14 protein-coding genes are annotated in these 17,557 nt (G+C 28.4%); 8 read left to right on the top strand and 6 right to left on the bottom strand.

The features are described 5' to 3' along the window. Window positions 1-18 precede the first annotated feature (18 nt). The 3 genes from D3Z07_RS00300 to gltB are packed head-to-tail and all read right to left on the bottom strand — an operon-like array spanning window position 19 to window position 6,584. On the bottom strand, window positions 19-768 hold the full coding sequence (locus D3Z07_RS00300; RefSeq protein ID WP_122892766.1) for an inositol monophosphatase family protein: 750 nt from the start codon (window positions 766-768) through the stop codon (window positions 19-21). Beyond that, window positions 768-2,144, bottom strand: a complete 1,377-nt coding sequence (locus D3Z07_RS00295; protein ID WP_122892765.1) for a glutamate synthase subunit beta — start codon at window positions 2,142-2,144, stop codon at window positions 768-770. Before D3Z07_RS00295 ends, D3Z07_RS00300 begins: the two co-directional genes overlap by 1 nt. 3 nt (window positions 2,145-2,147) lie before the next feature. Next, window positions 2,148-6,584: a glutamate synthase large subunit gene (gltB, locus tag D3Z07_RS00290; protein WP_122892764.1), complete on the bottom strand. Its 4,437-nt coding sequence runs from the start codon at window positions 6,582-6,584 to the stop codon at window positions 2,148-2,150. A gap of 361 nt (window positions 6,585-6,945) precedes the next feature. Between gltB and D3Z07_RS00285 the strand changes: the two genes are divergently transcribed. The 6 genes from D3Z07_RS00285 to D3Z07_RS14435 all read left to right on the top strand — a co-directional run bounded on the left by D3Z07_RS00285 (window position 6,946) and on the right by D3Z07_RS14435 (window position 13,018). Beyond that, window positions 6,946-7,941 (top strand): TRAP transporter substrate-binding protein, encoded by a 996-nt coding sequence (locus tag D3Z07_RS00285; protein ID WP_076087597.1) that lies wholly within the window; start codon window positions 6,946-6,948, stop codon window positions 7,939-7,941. A gap of 2 nt (window positions 7,942-7,943) precedes the next feature. Next, on the top strand, window positions 7,944-8,561 hold the full coding sequence (locus D3Z07_RS00280; RefSeq protein WP_122892763.1) for a TRAP transporter small permease: 618 nt from the start codon (window positions 7,944-7,946) through the stop codon (window positions 8,559-8,561). Further along, window positions 8,558-9,838 (top strand): TRAP transporter large permease, encoded by a 1,281-nt coding sequence (locus D3Z07_RS00275; protein ID WP_122892762.1) that lies wholly within the window; start codon window positions 8,558-8,560, stop codon window positions 9,836-9,838. The genes D3Z07_RS00280 and D3Z07_RS00275 overlap by 4 nt, the downstream gene beginning before the upstream one ends. Window positions 9,839-9,982: 144 nt before the next feature. Next, window positions 9,983-10,489, top strand: a complete 507-nt coding sequence (locus D3Z07_RS00270; RefSeq protein WP_122892761.1) for a hypothetical protein — start codon at window positions 9,983-9,985, stop codon at window positions 10,487-10,489. Between the two features lie 64 nt (window positions 10,490-10,553). Then, on the top strand, window positions 10,554-10,745 hold the full coding sequence (locus D3Z07_RS00265) for a DUF6726 family protein (protein ID WP_122892760.1): 192 nt from the start codon (window positions 10,554-10,556) through the stop codon (window positions 10,743-10,745). A 209-nt stretch (window positions 10,746-10,954) separates the two neighbouring features. After that, the gene (locus D3Z07_RS14435; RefSeq protein ID WP_122892759.1) at window positions 10,955-13,018 is read left to right on the top strand and encodes a methyl-accepting chemotaxis protein; all 2,064 of its coding nucleotides are present in this window, start codon (window positions 10,955-10,957) and stop codon (window positions 13,016-13,018) included. Between the two features lie 33 nt (window positions 13,019-13,051). Here D3Z07_RS14435 and D3Z07_RS00255 read toward each other — a convergent pair whose 3' ends face one another. Next, window positions 13,052-14,614 (bottom strand): cache domain-containing protein, encoded by a 1,563-nt coding sequence (locus D3Z07_RS00255; protein WP_076087609.1) that lies wholly within the window; start codon window positions 14,612-14,614, stop codon window positions 13,052-13,054. Window positions 14,615-14,680: 66 nt separating this feature from the next. On the opposite strand from D3Z07_RS00255, the gene D3Z07_RS00250 reads away from it, so the two are divergent. Next, window positions 14,681-15,367 carry a response regulator transcription factor gene (locus D3Z07_RS00250; protein WP_076087611.1) on the top strand — a complete coding sequence of 229 codons (687 nt, stop codon included), beginning with the start codon at window positions 14,681-14,683 and terminating at the stop codon, window positions 15,365-15,367. Here the strand turns inward: D3Z07_RS00250 and D3Z07_RS00245 are convergent. Together D3Z07_RS00245 and D3Z07_RS00240 are read right to left on the bottom strand one after the other, a co-directional pair. Beyond that, window positions 15,357-16,190, bottom strand: a complete 834-nt coding sequence (locus D3Z07_RS00245; protein WP_122892758.1) for an EI24 domain-containing protein — start codon at window positions 16,188-16,190, stop codon at window positions 15,357-15,359. The two genes, D3Z07_RS00250 and D3Z07_RS00245, sit on opposite strands and share 11 nt — an antisense overlap. Then, entirely contained in the window at window positions 16,187-17,050 is an 864-nt protein-coding gene (locus D3Z07_RS00240; RefSeq protein ID WP_265936473.1) for a radical SAM/SPASM domain-containing protein, read from the bottom strand. The genes D3Z07_RS00245 and D3Z07_RS00240 overlap by 4 nt, the downstream gene beginning before the upstream one ends. Window positions 17,051-17,212: 162 nt before the next feature. Between D3Z07_RS00240 and D3Z07_RS00235 the strand changes: the two genes are divergently transcribed. Next, window positions 17,213-17,536: a hypothetical protein gene (locus D3Z07_RS00235; protein WP_122892756.1), complete on the top strand. Its 324-nt coding sequence runs from the start codon at window positions 17,213-17,215 to the stop codon at window positions 17,534-17,536. The last annotated feature ends 21 nt before the right edge of the window (window positions 17,537-17,557 follow it).

Raw genomic sequence — 17,557 nt, 5'->3', positions numbered from 1 at the left:
TCTTGGAGTTATAACCAATTATTCTTTAAGTATTTCTTTAATTTGATTGAATTTTTGTATATTTTGTGCGATAAGTACAAATTTATCAGTTTTGTATAAAAATAGATCATTACAAATGTATAATGAAGCTAAAATATCAAACTCTCTAATATTACCAACAAACAATACAAAGTCATAGTTTTTTGCATCACACAAAGATAAAGCAACGGCACCTGGAGATCTAAATTTTATATTTTCTTGTCTTAATTTTGTACAAATATTGGGATAAGCATATGCTCTTTCAAAAATACCTATTTTTTTATTTGAAGTAATTAATAAATTATCTCTATTATCTAATAAATACTCGAATTTTACTTCTTCATCAAATGCTTTATAAGTTAAAATTCCATTTACTAAATTACAAACAAATCCTGCTATAGTTTTATCATTTGAAACTAAAGCAATAGAAGTTCCGTAATAAGGTAAATTAGAAGAAAAGTTATCACTTCCATCAAGAGGATCAATTATAATATCAAAGTTTTTATCATCAGATAAACATCCACACTCTTCTGAATAAATATTTCCAAATACTTCAAGATATCTAATAAATATCTCTTCAGCAATTAAATCTATATTTAGCGTTTTATCGCCACCATATCCAATTTGTTTTGAGTAGTTTAAGTCTTCTAGTTTGAGTTCATTGTTTATATATGTTAGTAGCTCTTTATTAGCTAATATCACAGCCTTTATAAAAGTACTTTTATAAAGGTCTGTAATTTGAGTTTTCATTATGCGAAAGTTTGAATTATTACTCTTGCGGCATCTCTACCATCAGCAGCTGCTGTTACAGCTAAATGAGCACCTCTTTGACAATCTCCACCTGCATATACTTTTGAGTTTGAAGTTGTAAATTTATTATTAGTTACAACTCCTCCCCATGAATTAGTTTCTACATTTAAGTCATTTAAGAATGCAGGAGCTTCAGGAGAGAAACCTAATGCCATAATAATAACATCAGCTTCTTCTAAATACTCACTTCCATCATTGATAACAACTTTTTGTCTTCCTGATTCATCAGGTTCACTCATTGAAGTTGTAAGTAATTCAACACCAATTGCTGATTTGCCATCAGTTTTAAAAGATTTAGGGCTTACATTAAATACAAATTCAACACCCTCTTCTTTTGCATTAACAACTTCTTTTTTAGATCCAGGCATATTCGCTTCATCTCTACGATAAAGACACTTAACACTAGAAGCACCTTCTCTAACTGATGTTCTAACACAATCCATTGCAGTATCTCCACCACCAATAACTACAACTTTTTTATCTTTAACATCGATATAATCAACATTTTTCTTTCCAAGGTTTCTTTTTTGAACGCCAGTTAAAAAGTTCATTGCAGGATGAACATTTGAAGAATTTTCACCATCAATTCCGGCATTTCTTCCAGCTGTTGCTCCAAGTCCTAAGAAAATAGCATCGAATTCATCTTCTAATTCTTTTGCTGTTTTATCTTTTCCAATTTCACAGTTTAAGTGTAATTTCATTCCAGCTTCAACTAACCAACCTACTCTTCTATCAACAGTAGTTTTATCAAGTTTAAATCCGGGAATTCCATACATCATAAGTCCACCGGCTCTATCAGCTCGTTCGAACATTTCAACATGGTAACCTTTTCTTAAAAGAAAAGTAGCAGCAGAAATTCCAGCAGGTCCAGAACCAATTACTGCAACTTTTTGTTCTTTTTTCTTTGAAGAGAATTTAGGTTTCATACCCTTAGCAAATGCTGTTTCAGAAATGTGTGTTTCAACAGCACCAATAGAAATAGCTCCATGACCTGTATTTAAAGAACAAGCACCTTCACAAAGAACATCTTGAGGACAAATTCTTCCTAAAATCTCTGGAAAAGGAGATGTTTCATTTGATAAAGCAAATGCTAAATCTGGATTTTTTGTAGCAGTTTGTTTTAACCATGCTGGAATATAGTTTCCAAGTGGACAACCTGTATGACAGTATGGATCACCACACTGCATACATCTATCAGATTGTTCTTTTGCTCTTTGTTTTCCAAATACTTGATATACTTCATTGTAATCTTTTAGTCTTTGAAGAACATCTCTTTTTTCAGGATTAATTCTTTCGAATTTTGTAAAATTTAACATATTCTAATCTCCCTCATCTGGATCCAGTGGTAACACTGTCATATTTTTAGGTTTAACCATCCAGAAGTTTCTAATTTCTGATCTAAAGTTTTGTAATATTCTATCAGCTTCAATACTTTCAGTCTCATGTAAATAATCTAATAATAGTCTTTTTAAATAAAGTCTTTCTCTTTCAGTATCATCCGTATCAATTCTTACTGCTTCAATTAACTCTTGATTCATTTTATCAACAAATGCTTTTTCAGGGTCATAAACAAATGAAATACCACCTGTCATACCAGCACCAAAGTTAATTCCAGTATTTCCTAAAATAACTACAATACCACCTGTCATATATTCACAAGCATTATCACCTGTTCCTTCTACAACAGAAATACATCCTGAGTTTCTTACAGCAAATCTTTCACCTACAGCAGCTCTAATGTATAATTTACCACCAGTAGCTCCATATAAACAAGTATTACCACCACCTGCAAAGTTTTGACCTTGATGCTTAGGATTTACAATGATTTTACCACCATTCATACCTTTTCCAACATAATCATTTGCAGCACCATCAAGATGTAAAGTCATACCTTTTGAAATAAATGCACCAAAAGATTGACCAGCAATTCCTTTTAGATTAATATTAATAGAATTTTCTGGTAAACCAGTATCTCCATAATATCTTGCGATTTCACCAGAAATTAAAGCACCGAATGATCTATTTAAGTTAGTAATTTCTGTATTAACTTTAATAGGTGAATTTGGGTTTTCAATTGTTCTATGAACTTTTTTAAGTAATTCTTTTTCATATTTATTATCATCAAAAGGAGCATTTGTCTCTTTTTGACAAGTATCAATACCATCAATTCTTCTTAAAATATTTTGGAAATCAAACTTTTTAGCAAAATCATCATCAATTACTTTTAATAAATCAGAACGTCCAACAATTTCTTCAATTGTTGAATAACCTAAAGTTGCTAAAATATTTCTAACATCTTGAGCAATAAATGTAAAGTAAGAAATCAATCTTTCAACTGTACCTTCAAAATGTTCTCTTAAAGTTTCATCTTGAGTTGCAACTCCAACTGAACATTTATTTGTATGACAGATTCTTAAAATTTTACAACCAAGAAGTGTAAGTGCAGCTGTACCAAAGGCATAAGACTCAGCACCAAGCATTGCAGCTTTAACAACATCAAGTCCTGTTTTTAATCCACCATCAGTTTGAACATGAACAAACTCTCTTAAGTGGTTTGCTTTTAATGCATTATGAGCTTCTGAAAGTCCCATTTCCCAAGCATTACCAGCATGTTTAAGTGATGTTAATGGTGCAGCACCAGTTCCACCATCTCCACCTGAGATAATAATTTTATCTGCATATGCTTTTGCAACACCAGCAGCAATTGTTCCAACACCAATAGAAGATACTAATTTAACTGTAATTTTAGCCAATGGATTGATTTGCTTTAAATCAAAAATTAATTGAGCTAAATCTTCAATAGAATAAATATCATGATGTGGTGGTGGTGAAATTAAAGTAACACCAGCAACTGTATGTCTTAATGTTGCAATAAGTGGAGTAACTTTATGTCCAGGTAATTGTCCACCTTCACCAGGTTTTGCACCTTGTGCAACTTTAATTTGTAACTCTTCTGCTGATCTTAAATATCCAGGTGTTACCCCAAATCTTCCTGACGCAATTTGCTTAATTTTTGAATTCTTTAAAGTATTAAATCTTTTTGGATCTTCTCCACCCTCACCTGAGTTTGAAGAACCACCAATTGTGTTCATAGCTTGAGCAACAGCTTCGTGAGCTTCTGGAGAAATTGAACCACATGACATAGCAGCAGATGCAAATCTTTTGAAGATTTCATCTTCCGATTCAACTTCACTTACATCAATAGCTTCTTTATCTGAATTAAACTCAAAGAAATCTCTAATAAATTTTTTATCTCTTGTTTCAACTAATTCTTTTAAACTATCAAAATCAGAGATATCTTCTTTTTTACTTGCATTTTTATTATGCATTGCTTTTGTTGTAGCTGGACCATAATCATGGTATTCACCACCATTAGAATATTTATAGAAACCACCTAAATCAAGTGGGAACATATCATTTTCTTCAACGTAAGCATTTATATGAGATTTTTCAATTCTTTTTTCAATATCTTCATATGTAAGTCCTGCTAAATCTGTATATGCACCTTCAAAACAGTCTTCAGTGATTTCATCAGATAATCCAATAACATCAAATAAACCTGAGTTTCTATATGAAGCAATAGTACAAATACCCATTTTAGACATGATTTTTAATAATCCAGCATTAACTGCTTTTTGAGTATTTTTTAATAATCTTTGTAATTCATACTTAGATAATTTTTTACTTTTGTATAATGCAACAGTTGTAGCATACATCATATATGGATAAATTGCAGTTGCTCCAAATCCAATTAGAACAGCAGCCATATGTGGATCATAAACTTCACCAGTTACTGGAACAATTGACACAGAATGTCTAGCTTCAGCTTTTAATAATTGGTGATTAATATACCCAACAGCCATTGCCATTGGAATTAATTTTGCTTTTTCTCCAACTGCTCTATCATCAAGAATAATAACAGTAACATTATCTTCTTTTACAGCTTTTACAACTTTCTCAGATAATTCAACTAAAGATGCTTTTAAATCTGTTTTAAATGTAGTTGAGAAAGATCTATTTTTATAATAAGCATCATATCTAGGAGATTCACTAAATCCAAATGAGTAAAGAATATCGAATTTCTCTTTCATTAAAATTGGACTTGTAGTTTTTAATCTTTTAGCAAATTCTGGTTGCTCAGATAAGATATTATGAATTTGTCCAAATCCAGTCTCTAAAGACATCACAACTTTTTCTCTGTATGGATCAATTGGAGGATTTGTAACTTGTGCAAACTTTTGTTTAAAGAAATCTGTAAAGTTTCTGTTTACTTCAGAGAAACATGCTAATGGAGTATCATCACCCATAGAACCAACTGGTTCTTTTCCATCATTAGCCATTGGTTCAATCATTTGATCAATTGCTTCATAAGTAATATTGAAATACTTTTGTTTTTTCTCTAAATCTTCAAATACATAATCACTTGTATTTAAGAATGAATCTTCAATATATTCTTGAATATAATCCATATCTTCATTTAACCATTTAGAGTAGTATTGAGATGATTTTAAGTAATCATTAATATCATCTTCTTTTAAAACTTTTCCATGCTTAAGGTCAAGTGCGATCATTTCACCTGATTGAAGTCTTCCTCTTTCTAAAATATTATCTTCATCTAATTTTAATGTTCCATACTCAGAAGTAATATATAATTTATCATCTTTTGTAATTACATATTTAGAAGGTCTTAATCCATTTCTGTCAATTAAACAACCAATATGTCTACCATCAGTTAAAGAGACTGCGGCTGGTCCATCCCAAGCTTCCATTGCAGTTGCAGTGTACTCATAAAATGCTCTTAAATCTGCATCCATATGAGGAGCATTTTGCCAAGGTGCAGGTACAAGTGATCTTGCTGCTTTAAAAAAGTCAACACCATTTGCTAACATAAATTCAAACATATTATCTAATGATGCAGAATCAGATGAACCTACTTGTAAAATTGGTAATATTCTAGCAATTTCAGCATCTGTAAAAATATCAGATTTTAATTGTTCAGATTTGATTTCTACATTAAATCTATTTGCTTCAACAGAGTTAATCTCACCATTATGAGCAATTGCTCTAAATGGTTGTGCTAATTTCCATTGAGGTAATGTATTAGTTGAAAATCTTTGGTGAAATAATGAAAATGAGATTTTAAAATCTTCATCTCTTAAGTCAACATAAAAATGCTTAATATGCGTTGGCATAATAAGACCTTTATAAGCTATTACTTTAGATGAAAAAGTTGGAATATAAAAATCTTTTTTATCTATTAATTTATGCTCACACTCTTTTCTTGTTAAGTAAAGCATTGCATCAAATCTCTTTGATGACATTAAAGTATTAGGTACTACAAATACTTGAATTATATTTGGTAAAGATGCTAGTGCTTGTGCTCCTAAGGCATCTGTATCTACAGGAACTGTTCTTCTTAATACTACTTTTAAGTCATTGCTTTCACAAAACTCTTCAAATGTATCTATATCAGATAAGTCTTTTGCGAAAATCATAGCAATACCATAAGTTTCAGGTAAATCAACACCTTCGTCTGTTGCTACTTTTCTCATAAAATAGTCAGGAATAGATAATAATAAACCAGAACCATCTCCAGTTTTACCATCCGCTGCTACTGCACCTCTGTGCATCATTCTTTCTAGTGAAGTTATTGCATCTTCTAAATTTTTGTGACTTTGTCTATTTTGCATATCAGCTACAAGACCAAAACCACAGTTATCTTTAAAAGAAGTTAGTAAGTCTAAATTACAACCCATCATTTTCCTTTATATATTAATCTTTATATATTCCATAGTAAAGTGCAATAATATACTTTAAATTTGTTTAAAATATGGTTAAAATCCCTTACTTGAAATTTTACACTGAAATTTTAAATTCTTCTGTATCCTTAGTTATAGCAGTATTTTCAACATAAAAGTGAAACTAATGTATAATTATTATGCAACTTATTATTATACTGATTTATTTAAACTTAATTTTTTCTTTAAATGAAAAATTAAGTACTTTTCACTATATTTATTTAACAAAAAAAAACTTTTTGAATTTTATAAAAAATACATAATTGATACATAAGTTTAGACTATAATTTTTTCATATCAAAATTAAGGAGATATAATTATGAAAAAATTACTATTAGGAACTATCGCAGCAGCAGTGGTAGCAAGTTCATCAATGGCAGCAGATTACACGTTGAAATTCTCTCACGTTGTAAGTGCAAACACACCAAAAGGTAAAGCAGCAGATTTCTTTGAAAAAAGATTAGAAGAATTATCAGGTGGAAAAATTGACGTTCAAGTTTACCCATCGTCACAGTTATATAAAGACAATGCAGTTTTAAAAGCATTAAGATTAAACTCTGTACAAATGGCAGCACCATCTTTTTCTAAGTTTGGTAAGATTGTACCTCAATTAGCATTATTTGATTTACCATTTATCTTTAGAGATGCAAAGCATTTACATGATGTTCAAGATGGTGAAGTAGGACAAGCTTTAAAAGATAAAGTAACTGCAAAAGGTATTGTTGCATTAAACTATTGGGATAATGCATTTAAACAATTATCATCAAATAAAAATGCATTAACTATGCCAGAAGAAGCAAAAGGTCAAAAGTTCAGAATTATGTCTTCAAAAGTATTAGAAGCACAATTCCATGCAGTTGGTGCAAACCCACAAATGATGCCTTTCTCTGAAGTATACTCAGGTTTACAACAAGGTGTAATTGATGCAGCTGAAAATCCAATTTCAAACATTTACACTAAAAAATTCCATGAAGTACAAAAATACTTAACTGTTTCTAACCACGGTTACTTAGGATACTTAGTAGTAATGTCTAAAAAATTCTGGAATAGCTTACCAGCAGAATTACAAGCAAATGTAACTCAAGCAATGAATGAAGCAACTGAAAAAGAAAGACAATATGCAGCTGAATTAAATGATTCACAATTTGAATTAATTAAAGAATATGCTAAAAAAACTGGTAAATTAGAAATTAATGAATTAACTGCTGAGCAAAAAGAAGCTTGGAGAAATGCAGTTAGTAAAATTTACCCTGAGTTCTATTCTGACAGAAAAATCGGAAAAGAATTAATTGAGAAAACAATAGCGACTAAATAGTCATGTTTAATCTAATCAGTAAAACTATAGGTTTTATAAATCAATCAATAGCAGCATTCGGTATAACAGCCGGTGTTGCTGTTGCTTTTACTAATGTTGTTGCAAGATATGCTTTTGATGCGTCATTAGTATGGGCAACTGAACTTACAATCTTTTTATTCTTATGGAGTGCTTTTTTTGGTGCTGCTTATTGTTTTAAAAAAGATGCACATATTGCAGTTACAATTCTTTTAGATGTAATGCCTTCTAAAATTGCTAAAGGTATGCTTTTATTATCACATACAATTACAATTATTTTCTTACTTGCGGTTTCTTATTATGGGTATGAATATTTATTACTAGTAGCAGATATAGACGAAAGATCGATTGATTTATGGGATATGCCTATGTGGGTTATATATCTTGTTATTCCAGTAGCATTTTTCTTTGCAGCATACAGAGTTGGTGAAAAAATTGTTCAAATTTTAAGAACACCACATGAAGAAGTTGTAGCTGAAAGTGAAGCTGAACAAGTATTAGCTGGAATGGGTGTTGGTGCTAAAGATAATGACAATGAACATGTAAAACATTTAAATGACATTGTAAAAGATGTTGAAAAGAAAACAGGAGGAATGCTATGAGTGTAGGTTTATTATTTGGTATATTTTTCTTCCTTGTTCTTTTAGGAACACCTATTGCAATTTGTTTAGGTGTTGCTACTTTTACTACAATGATGGTATTTACAGATATTTCGCCAATTGAGATTTCTGCAATGATGTTTGAAAAAATTGAACATTATTCATTAATGGCAATTCCTATGTTTATTTTAGCTGGTAACTTACTTTCAAAAGGTAGTGCAGCAACTAGAATTATTGAATTTGCTAAGTCAATTGTAGGTCACTTACCAGGTGGTCTTCCTATTTCTGCTATTTTTGCATCTATTATTTTTGCAGCTGTTTCTGGTTCATCTCCTGCAACTGTTGTAGCAATTGGATCTATTATGTTTGGTGCAATTATTCAAGCTGGTTATCCTAAGAAATATGCAGTTGGAACTATTGCAACTGCTGGTTCTTTAGGTATTTTAATTCCACCTTCAATTGTTTTAATTGTATATGGAGTTACAGCAGAAGTTTCTATTGGTAGACTATTTATGGCAGGTGTTGTTCCTGGTATTATGCTAGGTGTTATGATGATGGTAGTTACTTACATTGGTGCAAAAAGACTTGGGTTTAAAAGAACTGAGCCAGCACCATTTAAAGTAAGACTAGCAAAAATGAAAGACGCTTCTTGGGGACTTATGACAATTGTTATTGTTATTGGTGGTATTTATGGTGGTATCTTTACACCAACTGAAGCAGCAGCAGTTGCAGCAGTTTGGGCATTTGTAATTTCTGTATTTGTATACAAAGATATTAAAATGTCAGAGTTTTTTGATACAGCTTTAGATTCAGCAAAAACAACAGCAATGATTATGTTTATTATTGCAAATGCAATGTTATTTGCACACTTCTTAACAATTGAAAATATTCCTCAAGGAATTACAGAAGCATTAATTGAAGCAAATGTTGATAAATATATGTTCTTACTAATGGTAAACGTTTTATTAATCTTAGCTGGTTCATTTATGGAACCATCTGCAATTATTATGATTATGGTTCCATTATTACTTCCAGTTGCGGTTGCACTTGGAATTGATCCAATTCATTTTGGTATTGTAATTACAATCAATATGGAACTTGGAATGGTATCTCCACCTGTTGGACTTAATCTATTTGTAACTTCTGGATTAACAGGTATGAGTATTAAAGACGTTATAGTTGCAGCGTTCCCTTGGACGATGACAATTTTAGCAGGATTATTACTTGTTACTTATATACCAGAAATTGCTCTTTGGTTACCAAATCTAATGTATGGTTGATTTTAAAGTATATTATTTTTAATCAAAAGGGTAAGAGTTTTAACTCTTACCCTTTTTTTTTACCTTGTTTTTAATTTTATTTTGTTTACTTTTTATTTACTTTCATAACTTAAAATGTAAATATTTAAATAAAAGGAATATAAAATGAAAAAAATTACAACAATTTTAACAATGACAACACTTTCACTTATGAGTTTAAATGCAGCTTCTTTAAGTGCAACTTTCGCAGATGATATTTGGAAAAAAACTGCAGTACCAAAAACAGAGGTTTGTAGTAATTTTAATACAAAAGCAGGAAGTACTCCAAGTATTAACTTAGAAAACATTCCAGCAAACACAGATAAAATCATGTTAACATTTAGTGATGAAACTTTTTCAGGAATGAGAGATGGAGGTCATGGAATAGTATCTTACGCAGTTCCTACTAATTCTTCATCACTTACAATTCCATCAATGCAAGGTGAAACATTTACTCTACCAGTAGGATTTACAAGCGTAGTTAAACATAGAGGAGAGAAATACAAAAAAACTCCTGGAGCATATTTAGCACCTTGTTCTGGGGGAAAAGGGAATACTTATAGTGTTGTAATTAAAGCTATGAGTAAAGATAAAATATTAGATGCAACTAGTTTAACATTAGGTATATTCTAAAAATTTTTATTATTTATTATTAATAACATTTGGATATACTATCAAAAAAATTTCAAGGTAACTAATGAAAACTAAGCTAGTACAAATATTATTAATTTCTTTTTTAGTAATAACATTTCAAGGATGTATAGTAGGAACTGTTGTTTCTGCTCCTTTTAAAATAGCAGGAGCAGTAGTAAATACTGTTACACCAGATATTGTTGGAGATACAATATCTGGTACTGGTGAGGTTATTGATGCTGTAATACCCTTCTAATGAATGATTTTCAATCTGAAATAATAGGTTTTTGTATAGTTGCAATTGTTGTAATTATGCTAGCCTTTTTTACATCCAAACTAGAAAAAAAATATAATAATAAAGATCAAGAAGATATATAAGTTTTATTAATATAAATTTTCTTCTTAGTATGATATTTAATTATTATTTTGTTAGAATAAGATAAATATTACTAGCAAGGAAAAGTTATGTCTAATCAAGTGAACAAGTTAAAAGGTTTATCTATTGGTAAAAAATTGACTATTTTTGGAATAGTCATTTTTACAGTTATTTTTATAATTACTCTCATTAAATTTAACATTATTAAAAATACTCAAGAAGATTTTCAAAGATATTCACAAAAAGCTGTAACAGGTAAAGTATTAGCATTACAAATTGGGAAAGATTTAAATTATATAAGTCGTTGCACAAGAGATATAATGCTAGGAAATACATACGAAAAAAATATAGCAAAAATTCAAAAAAGTAAAGATAATATTATTAAATCTTTTGAGGGATTAAAAACTACAGTTCAAGGAACTCCAAACGAGAAACAAAAACTTGAAGGAATAGAACAATCTAAAGAAAAAACTTTAGCATTTATTGATGATGGATTCAATAAAATGAAAGCCTTAGCTAATATTGAAAGAACTCCTAATATTTTAGCTAAGACCTACCAAAGTTATAAAAAAGACGCAACTCCCTTAGCAAATGCTTCAAGAACTGCTTTTTCAAAAATTGTTAAAACAAAAGATGACGGTCTTAAAAGAAATACGATTAAGATACAAGATGAATTAGCTGACTTGCTTACATTTATATTTATTGAAGCATTAGTTCTATTAGTTCTAATAATATCATATTTATTGTTCTTGACTAAAAATATAACTACATCATTAAAAGAGTTTTCTAAAGGATTAGTATCATTCTTTGATTTCTTAAATAAAAAAACAAATAATTCTGAACTTATTAAAATAAAAACAAAAGATGAATTTGCACAAATGGCAGATATTGTAAATAGTAATATAGAAGCAATTAAACAAAACCTTCATGAAGATAAGGAATTAATAGATGATACATTAACTGTTATTAATAAAGTAAAAAATGGTTGGTATTCAGAGCATATAGAAGCTTCAACATCTAATGAAACACTTATAATTTTAAAAGATGGGATTAATGATATGATACATTCAACTAAAGATCATATTTCCAATATTAATTTAACATTAGAAGAGTATTCAAATTATAATTATACTAGAAAGGTTGAACTTCAAGGTATAGAAAAAGGTGGTGTTTTTGAACTTTTGATTAATGATATTAATAAATTAAGAGATGCAATAAATACAATGTTACGTGAGAATAGAGAAAATGGTTTAACACTTGATAGTTCAGCACAAGTTTTACTTACTAATGTAGAACAATTAAACTCTTCTTCAAATGATGCTGCTGTAAAATTAGAAGAAACCGCTGCTGCTCTTGAAGAGATAACTGGAAATATTAATAGCTCAACAGAAAAAATTGCTCAAATGTCAAACATATCAAACAGTGTTACATCTTCTGCAACACAGGGTGAAAATCTTGCTAGTAAAACTACAAATGCAATGGATCAAATAAATGAAAAAGTAAGTGCAATTAGTGATGCGATTACAGTAATCGACCAAATTGCATTCCAAACAAATATTCTTTCACTAAATGCAGCAGTAGAAGCAGCAACTGCAGGAGAAGCAGGAAAAGGTTTTGCAGTTGTTGCACAAGAAGTAAGAAACCTTGCAAGTAGAAGTGCTGAAGCTGCAAAAGAAATTAAACACTTAGTAGAAGATGCAAATATTAAAGCTAATGAAGGTAAACAAATCTCTGATGAGATGATTAAAGGTTATGGAGGATTAAATAAAAATATTGATGAAACAATTCACTTAATTGATGATATTGCAACTTCTTCAAAAGAACAACAATCTGCAATTTTACAAATAAATGATGCAATTAATTCTTTAGATCAGCAAACACAAGCAAATGCATCTGTTGCTACTCAAACAAATGATATTGCAAGAAATACACTTGTTATTGCAAATGATATTGTTAAAAACACTGATAATAAAGAGTTTGAGGGTAAAAGTTCAATAAAAAGTAAAGAATTAAATACAAAAAAACAAGAAATAAATATACCAGTAGTTAAAAAAAGTATTAAAAGTGAAACTAAGAGTATAAAAGAAAATGTTATAAAACCAACAAAAGTTGTTACTTCATCAAAAGATGAAGATGAATGGGAAAGCTTTTAATATATAAGAAATAGAAAAGATTTATCTTCTTTTCTATTTTAAATCTTTAGGAGTATGAATTCCAAACTTTGCTCCAAATTCAGTATTACGAACTCTTAATTTACCTTTCATATTTTTATCTACAATAATCTTTGACATATATAAACCAATTCCTGTACCATTACTATCATCTTTAGTTGTAAAGTATGGCTCAAATATTTTTCCTTTTGGTTCAACTGTAATTCCACCTGCATTATCTTCTATAAATAAAACAACATATTCATCCTCTTCATATGCAGAGATTTTTATTTCCGGATTATCAATATTTTTTTCTATTAATGCATCTTTTGCATTTTTTAATATATTTAAAATAACTTGTTCATATTCATTTATATAAGTTCTTAATTTAATATTTTTATCAATATTAATATCAACATTAATTTTATCACTTTCTAATGAACTAGAAACAATAGTCATAACAGAGTCTATAACTTTTGATAAGTAAAACTCTTCTTTTTCTTTTTTTGGCATGAAAAAATTTCTAAAGTCATCGATTGTATGAGACATATAATCTAATACTACATCTGCTTCATTTGCTTTTTTCTGCATTGTTTCATTATCAAGAGCGTTTATACTATGTTTAAATTTTATAAACATAAGAATTGAAGATAACTCAGATAAAGGCTGTCTCCACTGATGGGCAATATTTGATATCATTTCACCAAGGGCTATGAATTTCGATTTTTGCACTAAAAGCTGTTCTTTTTCTCTATTTTTTTCGATTTCATCTTTGACTTTATTTTCTAAAGTTTTATTTAGATTTTCAAGCTCTTGTGTTTTTGCTTTTACTTTGTTTTCATACTCTTTTAATACTTCTTCAATCTTTTGTGAAACTAAAATTGATATTAAAATACCAAGTGATAAAAACATAATAAATAAAACTACATTTTGCCCTACTTGCCTTTTAATACGTGATTCTAAATGTTTTCTTTTTAAAGAAATTTCTTTATCTATATCATCAATATAAACTCCAACAGCTAATACCCAGTTCCATTGTTTATAATATTTAAAATAAGAAAGTTTCTGCTGTACTTCTACACTTCCTGGTTTTTTATATGTATACTGAGTATATGATTCATTCTTTTCTCGAATATCTTTTAAGAAGTTTTCTCTAAACTTTATTCCATTTGAATCTTTAAAATTAGTAGAAATTAAACGTCCTACAATGTCTGGTCTGTTTGGATTTACAAGAAGTTTTGCAAACTCATCTCCACCTTGAATATTATTTATCTCATATACAAAAAAGTAGTTACTTTTATTTTTCTCAAATCTAATATTATTAAGTAATCGTATCGCATCTGCTTTTTGTTCTTTTAAACTTATATCTGTTTTTATAATATTATAGTTTAAAATATCAAGTACTGTGTCAACTTCTTTTTTTAGTGTTTTTTTCTTTATTTCATAATACTCTTCTTTAAATACTTTCATCTCCGATTCAAAATCTTCATAAGTATTTTTTACATAAAAATAAGTAATCATGAAAATCATTGAAGACATAATAATTATAAAAATATAAATAGTAATTCTTGATAAGTTCTTTTCTGTTATTAGTTTCAAGCTTTTCCTTGGTTAACCTTAATTATGCTATGATATCATAAATTTTCTAACAAGGATTTTTAATATATGCAAGAAATATTGATTAATAAACTAAATGCTTTTAGAGTATTATATGTTGAAGATGAGAAAGGTATTAGAGAAAATATCAATGAAATATTAGAGCATTATTTCAAAGAATCTTATACTGCAAAAAATGCAAGTGATGCATATATAAAATATGTTCAGAATAAACCTGATTTAATTATTACAGATATTCAAATGAACGGAGAAAATGGTCTTGATTTAATTAGAAAAATTAGAGAATCTGATTCTAAAACTAGAATAATTATTACCTCAGCTCATACTGATTTAGATTATATGTTACAAGCTACTGAGTTACACTTAATTAAATATATAATAAAACCTATAACTCATGATAAATTAATGACTGCATTAGAAGCATTCATTAAAAGCTATGATGAAAGTAAAATATATAGTTTAAATGAAAAATGGATATTCGATTTTAGTAAATCTGTTGTTACAAATAATGAAGAAGAATTTAACTTAACTAAAAAAGAGAGTTTATTTTTAAAACAGCTTATTACAAAGAATAGAATAATTACTTATGAAGAAATGGAAAATCTTATTTGGGATGAAGATTCAGTCATGACAGCAAATGCAATGAGATTATTTATTAAAAACTTTAGAAAAAAACTGCCCCTTAAATCATTAAAAAATATTCAAGGAACAGGATATAGATTAACTAGGGAATAAGAGCTATTTTTTCTTTTTCTTCTTTCTCATCTATCTTTGAATCTGGAATATCTAACTTATACATTTCTTCAAGCTTAACAAAATAACCATTACCTAAATAAATAATATAAAAAACAGCAGTAAAAAGTGTAATAAATGGAATCATTGATACAAAATACAATAGTAGTGTTCTAAGTCTTACTGTATTTGCTTCTTTTTTATATATAACTTTAAACTCTTCTTGGCTTAATATTGTAGATGATACATCATAATTTAATAGCTTATGGAAAAAGTAATACAAAGGTAAAGAAAAAGCAATTATATTAATCAAGGGTACAAAATATAAAGGAATAAACAATATAAATAATAACATCATCATTAATAAACTTTTAAATAATACCCACAAAGGAGAAAGAAGTGTTCCAAAGCCATGCAAACTTAGATGAGAATAATGCTTTTTGTGTACTTTTTTTAAAATAGTTGGAGTTAAAAAACCTATTACAACAATAGTTAAAATCACAGATATATTTAGTACAACAATTGTTCCAACTGTATATAGTAAAAATCCTGCTATATATGAAGTAAATGAGTACTTAAATAAAAATACAATTAGATAAGTAGCCCAAACAAAATAAAAAGGTGCGCTTTCATCAACTATTATTTCTTCACCATTTTGTGAGGCTTGTGCAATTTCTTGTAAAGCACTTATTCCAAAATCAGCAGCAGTGAAAAATAATATATATAAAAATATCATTGTTACAATCAATGGTATTAATGCAATTTTTAACATTTCTGATGTTAAGAAGTCTTTTACACTTCTTGAAAAAATATCTACTTCACTCAAACTATTTCCTTTTCATTTTTATCAAACCTAGTTCTATATTCACATTTTTGACAAAGTTCTTCTATCACTTCACCTTTTTTAAAACCATTTTGAATATTTTTAACTCTAGGTGAAGATAAGATATCTTTTAATTGTGTATCATTTGTATTTCCAAGATTAATACATGCATTTTGATCTAAACAACATGGAACTACATCTCCTGAAGTTAAAATACCAAAATGAGAATCTAAACCATAACAAAAACCTTTGTCTGACACAAAATCATTTTCTAAGCTAGGCCAGTTAAAATATTCATCAAAATTAAAAAATACTTTTTTTGCTATTCTTATATTTTTTGGTCTTTGTTTATATACATCTTCAATATCAATATTAGTATTAAAATATTCGTTCACTCTTTTAAAAACTTGAGTATTAAACTCTTTTGCACTTTTTGATTCATCTAAATTCCAGATTCTAAAATTTATAAAGTATTCATGCTGTTTTTCTTGAGCATATTTTACAAAATCTAAAATAGGATTTAAATACTCATCAAGTGATTTTTTATGAGAGTTTGCATTATATGAATTTATTGAAAAGTTTATTTGCTTAATTGTTTTATTCATTAAAGCTTCGTAATCTTTTGGATTTATTTTATTAGCAGTTGTAGTTATATTCACTTTTAAATCATTTTTTAAACTAATATCTAAGTATTCATTTAGATTTGATAGAACTAATGGGTCACCAACCATATGATAAGCTAACTCTTTTGTATAAGGTTTTAATTGCTTATTAATATCATCAAATTTTTCAAGTGACATAATTCCATTTGGAAGTACTTTAGGAGGACAAAATGTACATTTTAAGTTACATATATTTGTAATTTCTATATGAACTTTTCTAAATTTTTTAATAGTATCAGCCTTAGTGATTATTTCTTGTGATTGTATCGAATCATTAATAAAGACCTAATCAAGAAGTAACCAAGCTTTTATTATAATGCGCTTTAATAAAAAGCTTTAACAAATGTAAAATAAGGGTAATAAATGGAAATGATTTTAAATGAAAATGACTTAGTTGTAGGTGCGTCATTTGAAAATGGAACAATACAAGACTATATAGATGAAAATAAAACTTATGGATTAATTAGAATTGAAGACAGCACTGCAAATTGGTTTTTATTTAACAAGCAAGAAAGCGATGATGATTTACAAGAACTTTATAAAAAAATTTTAAAGCAAGAGCATTTTATTCAAGATGACTTTGGTGAAGAAATTGTAATTTTTAATAAACAAGGAAGTAAATCTTTTGATGATTTTAGTAAAAAGATTGATGGTTATTTAAATGATGAAATGGGAAATATATTTTAAACCCATTTCTTCTTTAAAGAA

The organism is Arcobacter peruensis (assembly GCF_003711085.1).
In the GTDB taxonomy this organism is placed as follows: Bacteria; Campylobacterota; Campylobacteria; order Campylobacterales; family Arcobacteraceae; genus Poseidonibacter; species Poseidonibacter parvus.
The sequence above is the reverse complement of the archived record's forward strand: the minus strand, read 5'-3'. Positions and strand labels throughout refer to the sequence as shown.

Coding starts and splice junctions, on each gene's coding strand:
- D3Z07_RS00300 (WP_122892766.1), bottom strand. CDS start 768: ATGAAAACTCAAATTACAGACCTTTATAAAAGTACTTTTATAAAGGCT.
- D3Z07_RS00295 (WP_122892765.1), bottom strand. CDS start 2,144: ATGTTAAATTTTACAAAATTCGAAAGAATTAATCCTGAAAAAAGAGAT.
- gltB (WP_122892764.1), bottom strand. CDS start 6,584: ATGGGTTGTAATTTAGACTTACTAACTTCTTTTAAAGATAACTGTGGT.
- D3Z07_RS00285 (WP_076087597.1), top strand. CDS start 6,946: ATGAAAAAATTACTATTAGGAACTATCGCAGCAGCAGTGGTAGCAAGT.
- D3Z07_RS00280 (WP_122892763.1), top strand. CDS start 7,944: ATGTTTAATCTAATCAGTAAAACTATAGGTTTTATAAATCAATCAATA.
- D3Z07_RS00275 (WP_122892762.1), top strand. CDS start 8,558: ATGAGTGTAGGTTTATTATTTGGTATATTTTTCTTCCTTGTTCTTTTA.
- D3Z07_RS00270 (WP_122892761.1), top strand. CDS start 9,983: ATGAAAAAAATTACAACAATTTTAACAATGACAACACTTTCACTTATG.
- D3Z07_RS00265 (WP_122892760.1), top strand. CDS start 10,554: ATGAAAACTAAGCTAGTACAAATATTATTAATTTCTTTTTTAGTAATA.
- D3Z07_RS14435 (WP_122892759.1), top strand. CDS start 10,955: ATGTCTAATCAAGTGAACAAGTTAAAAGGTTTATCTATTGGTAAAAAA.
- D3Z07_RS00250 (WP_076087611.1), top strand. CDS start 14,681: ATGCAAGAAATATTGATTAATAAACTAAATGCTTTTAGAGTATTATAT.
- D3Z07_RS00235 (WP_122892756.1), top strand. CDS start 17,213: ATGGAAATGATTTTAAATGAAAATGACTTAGTTGTAGGTGCGTCATTT.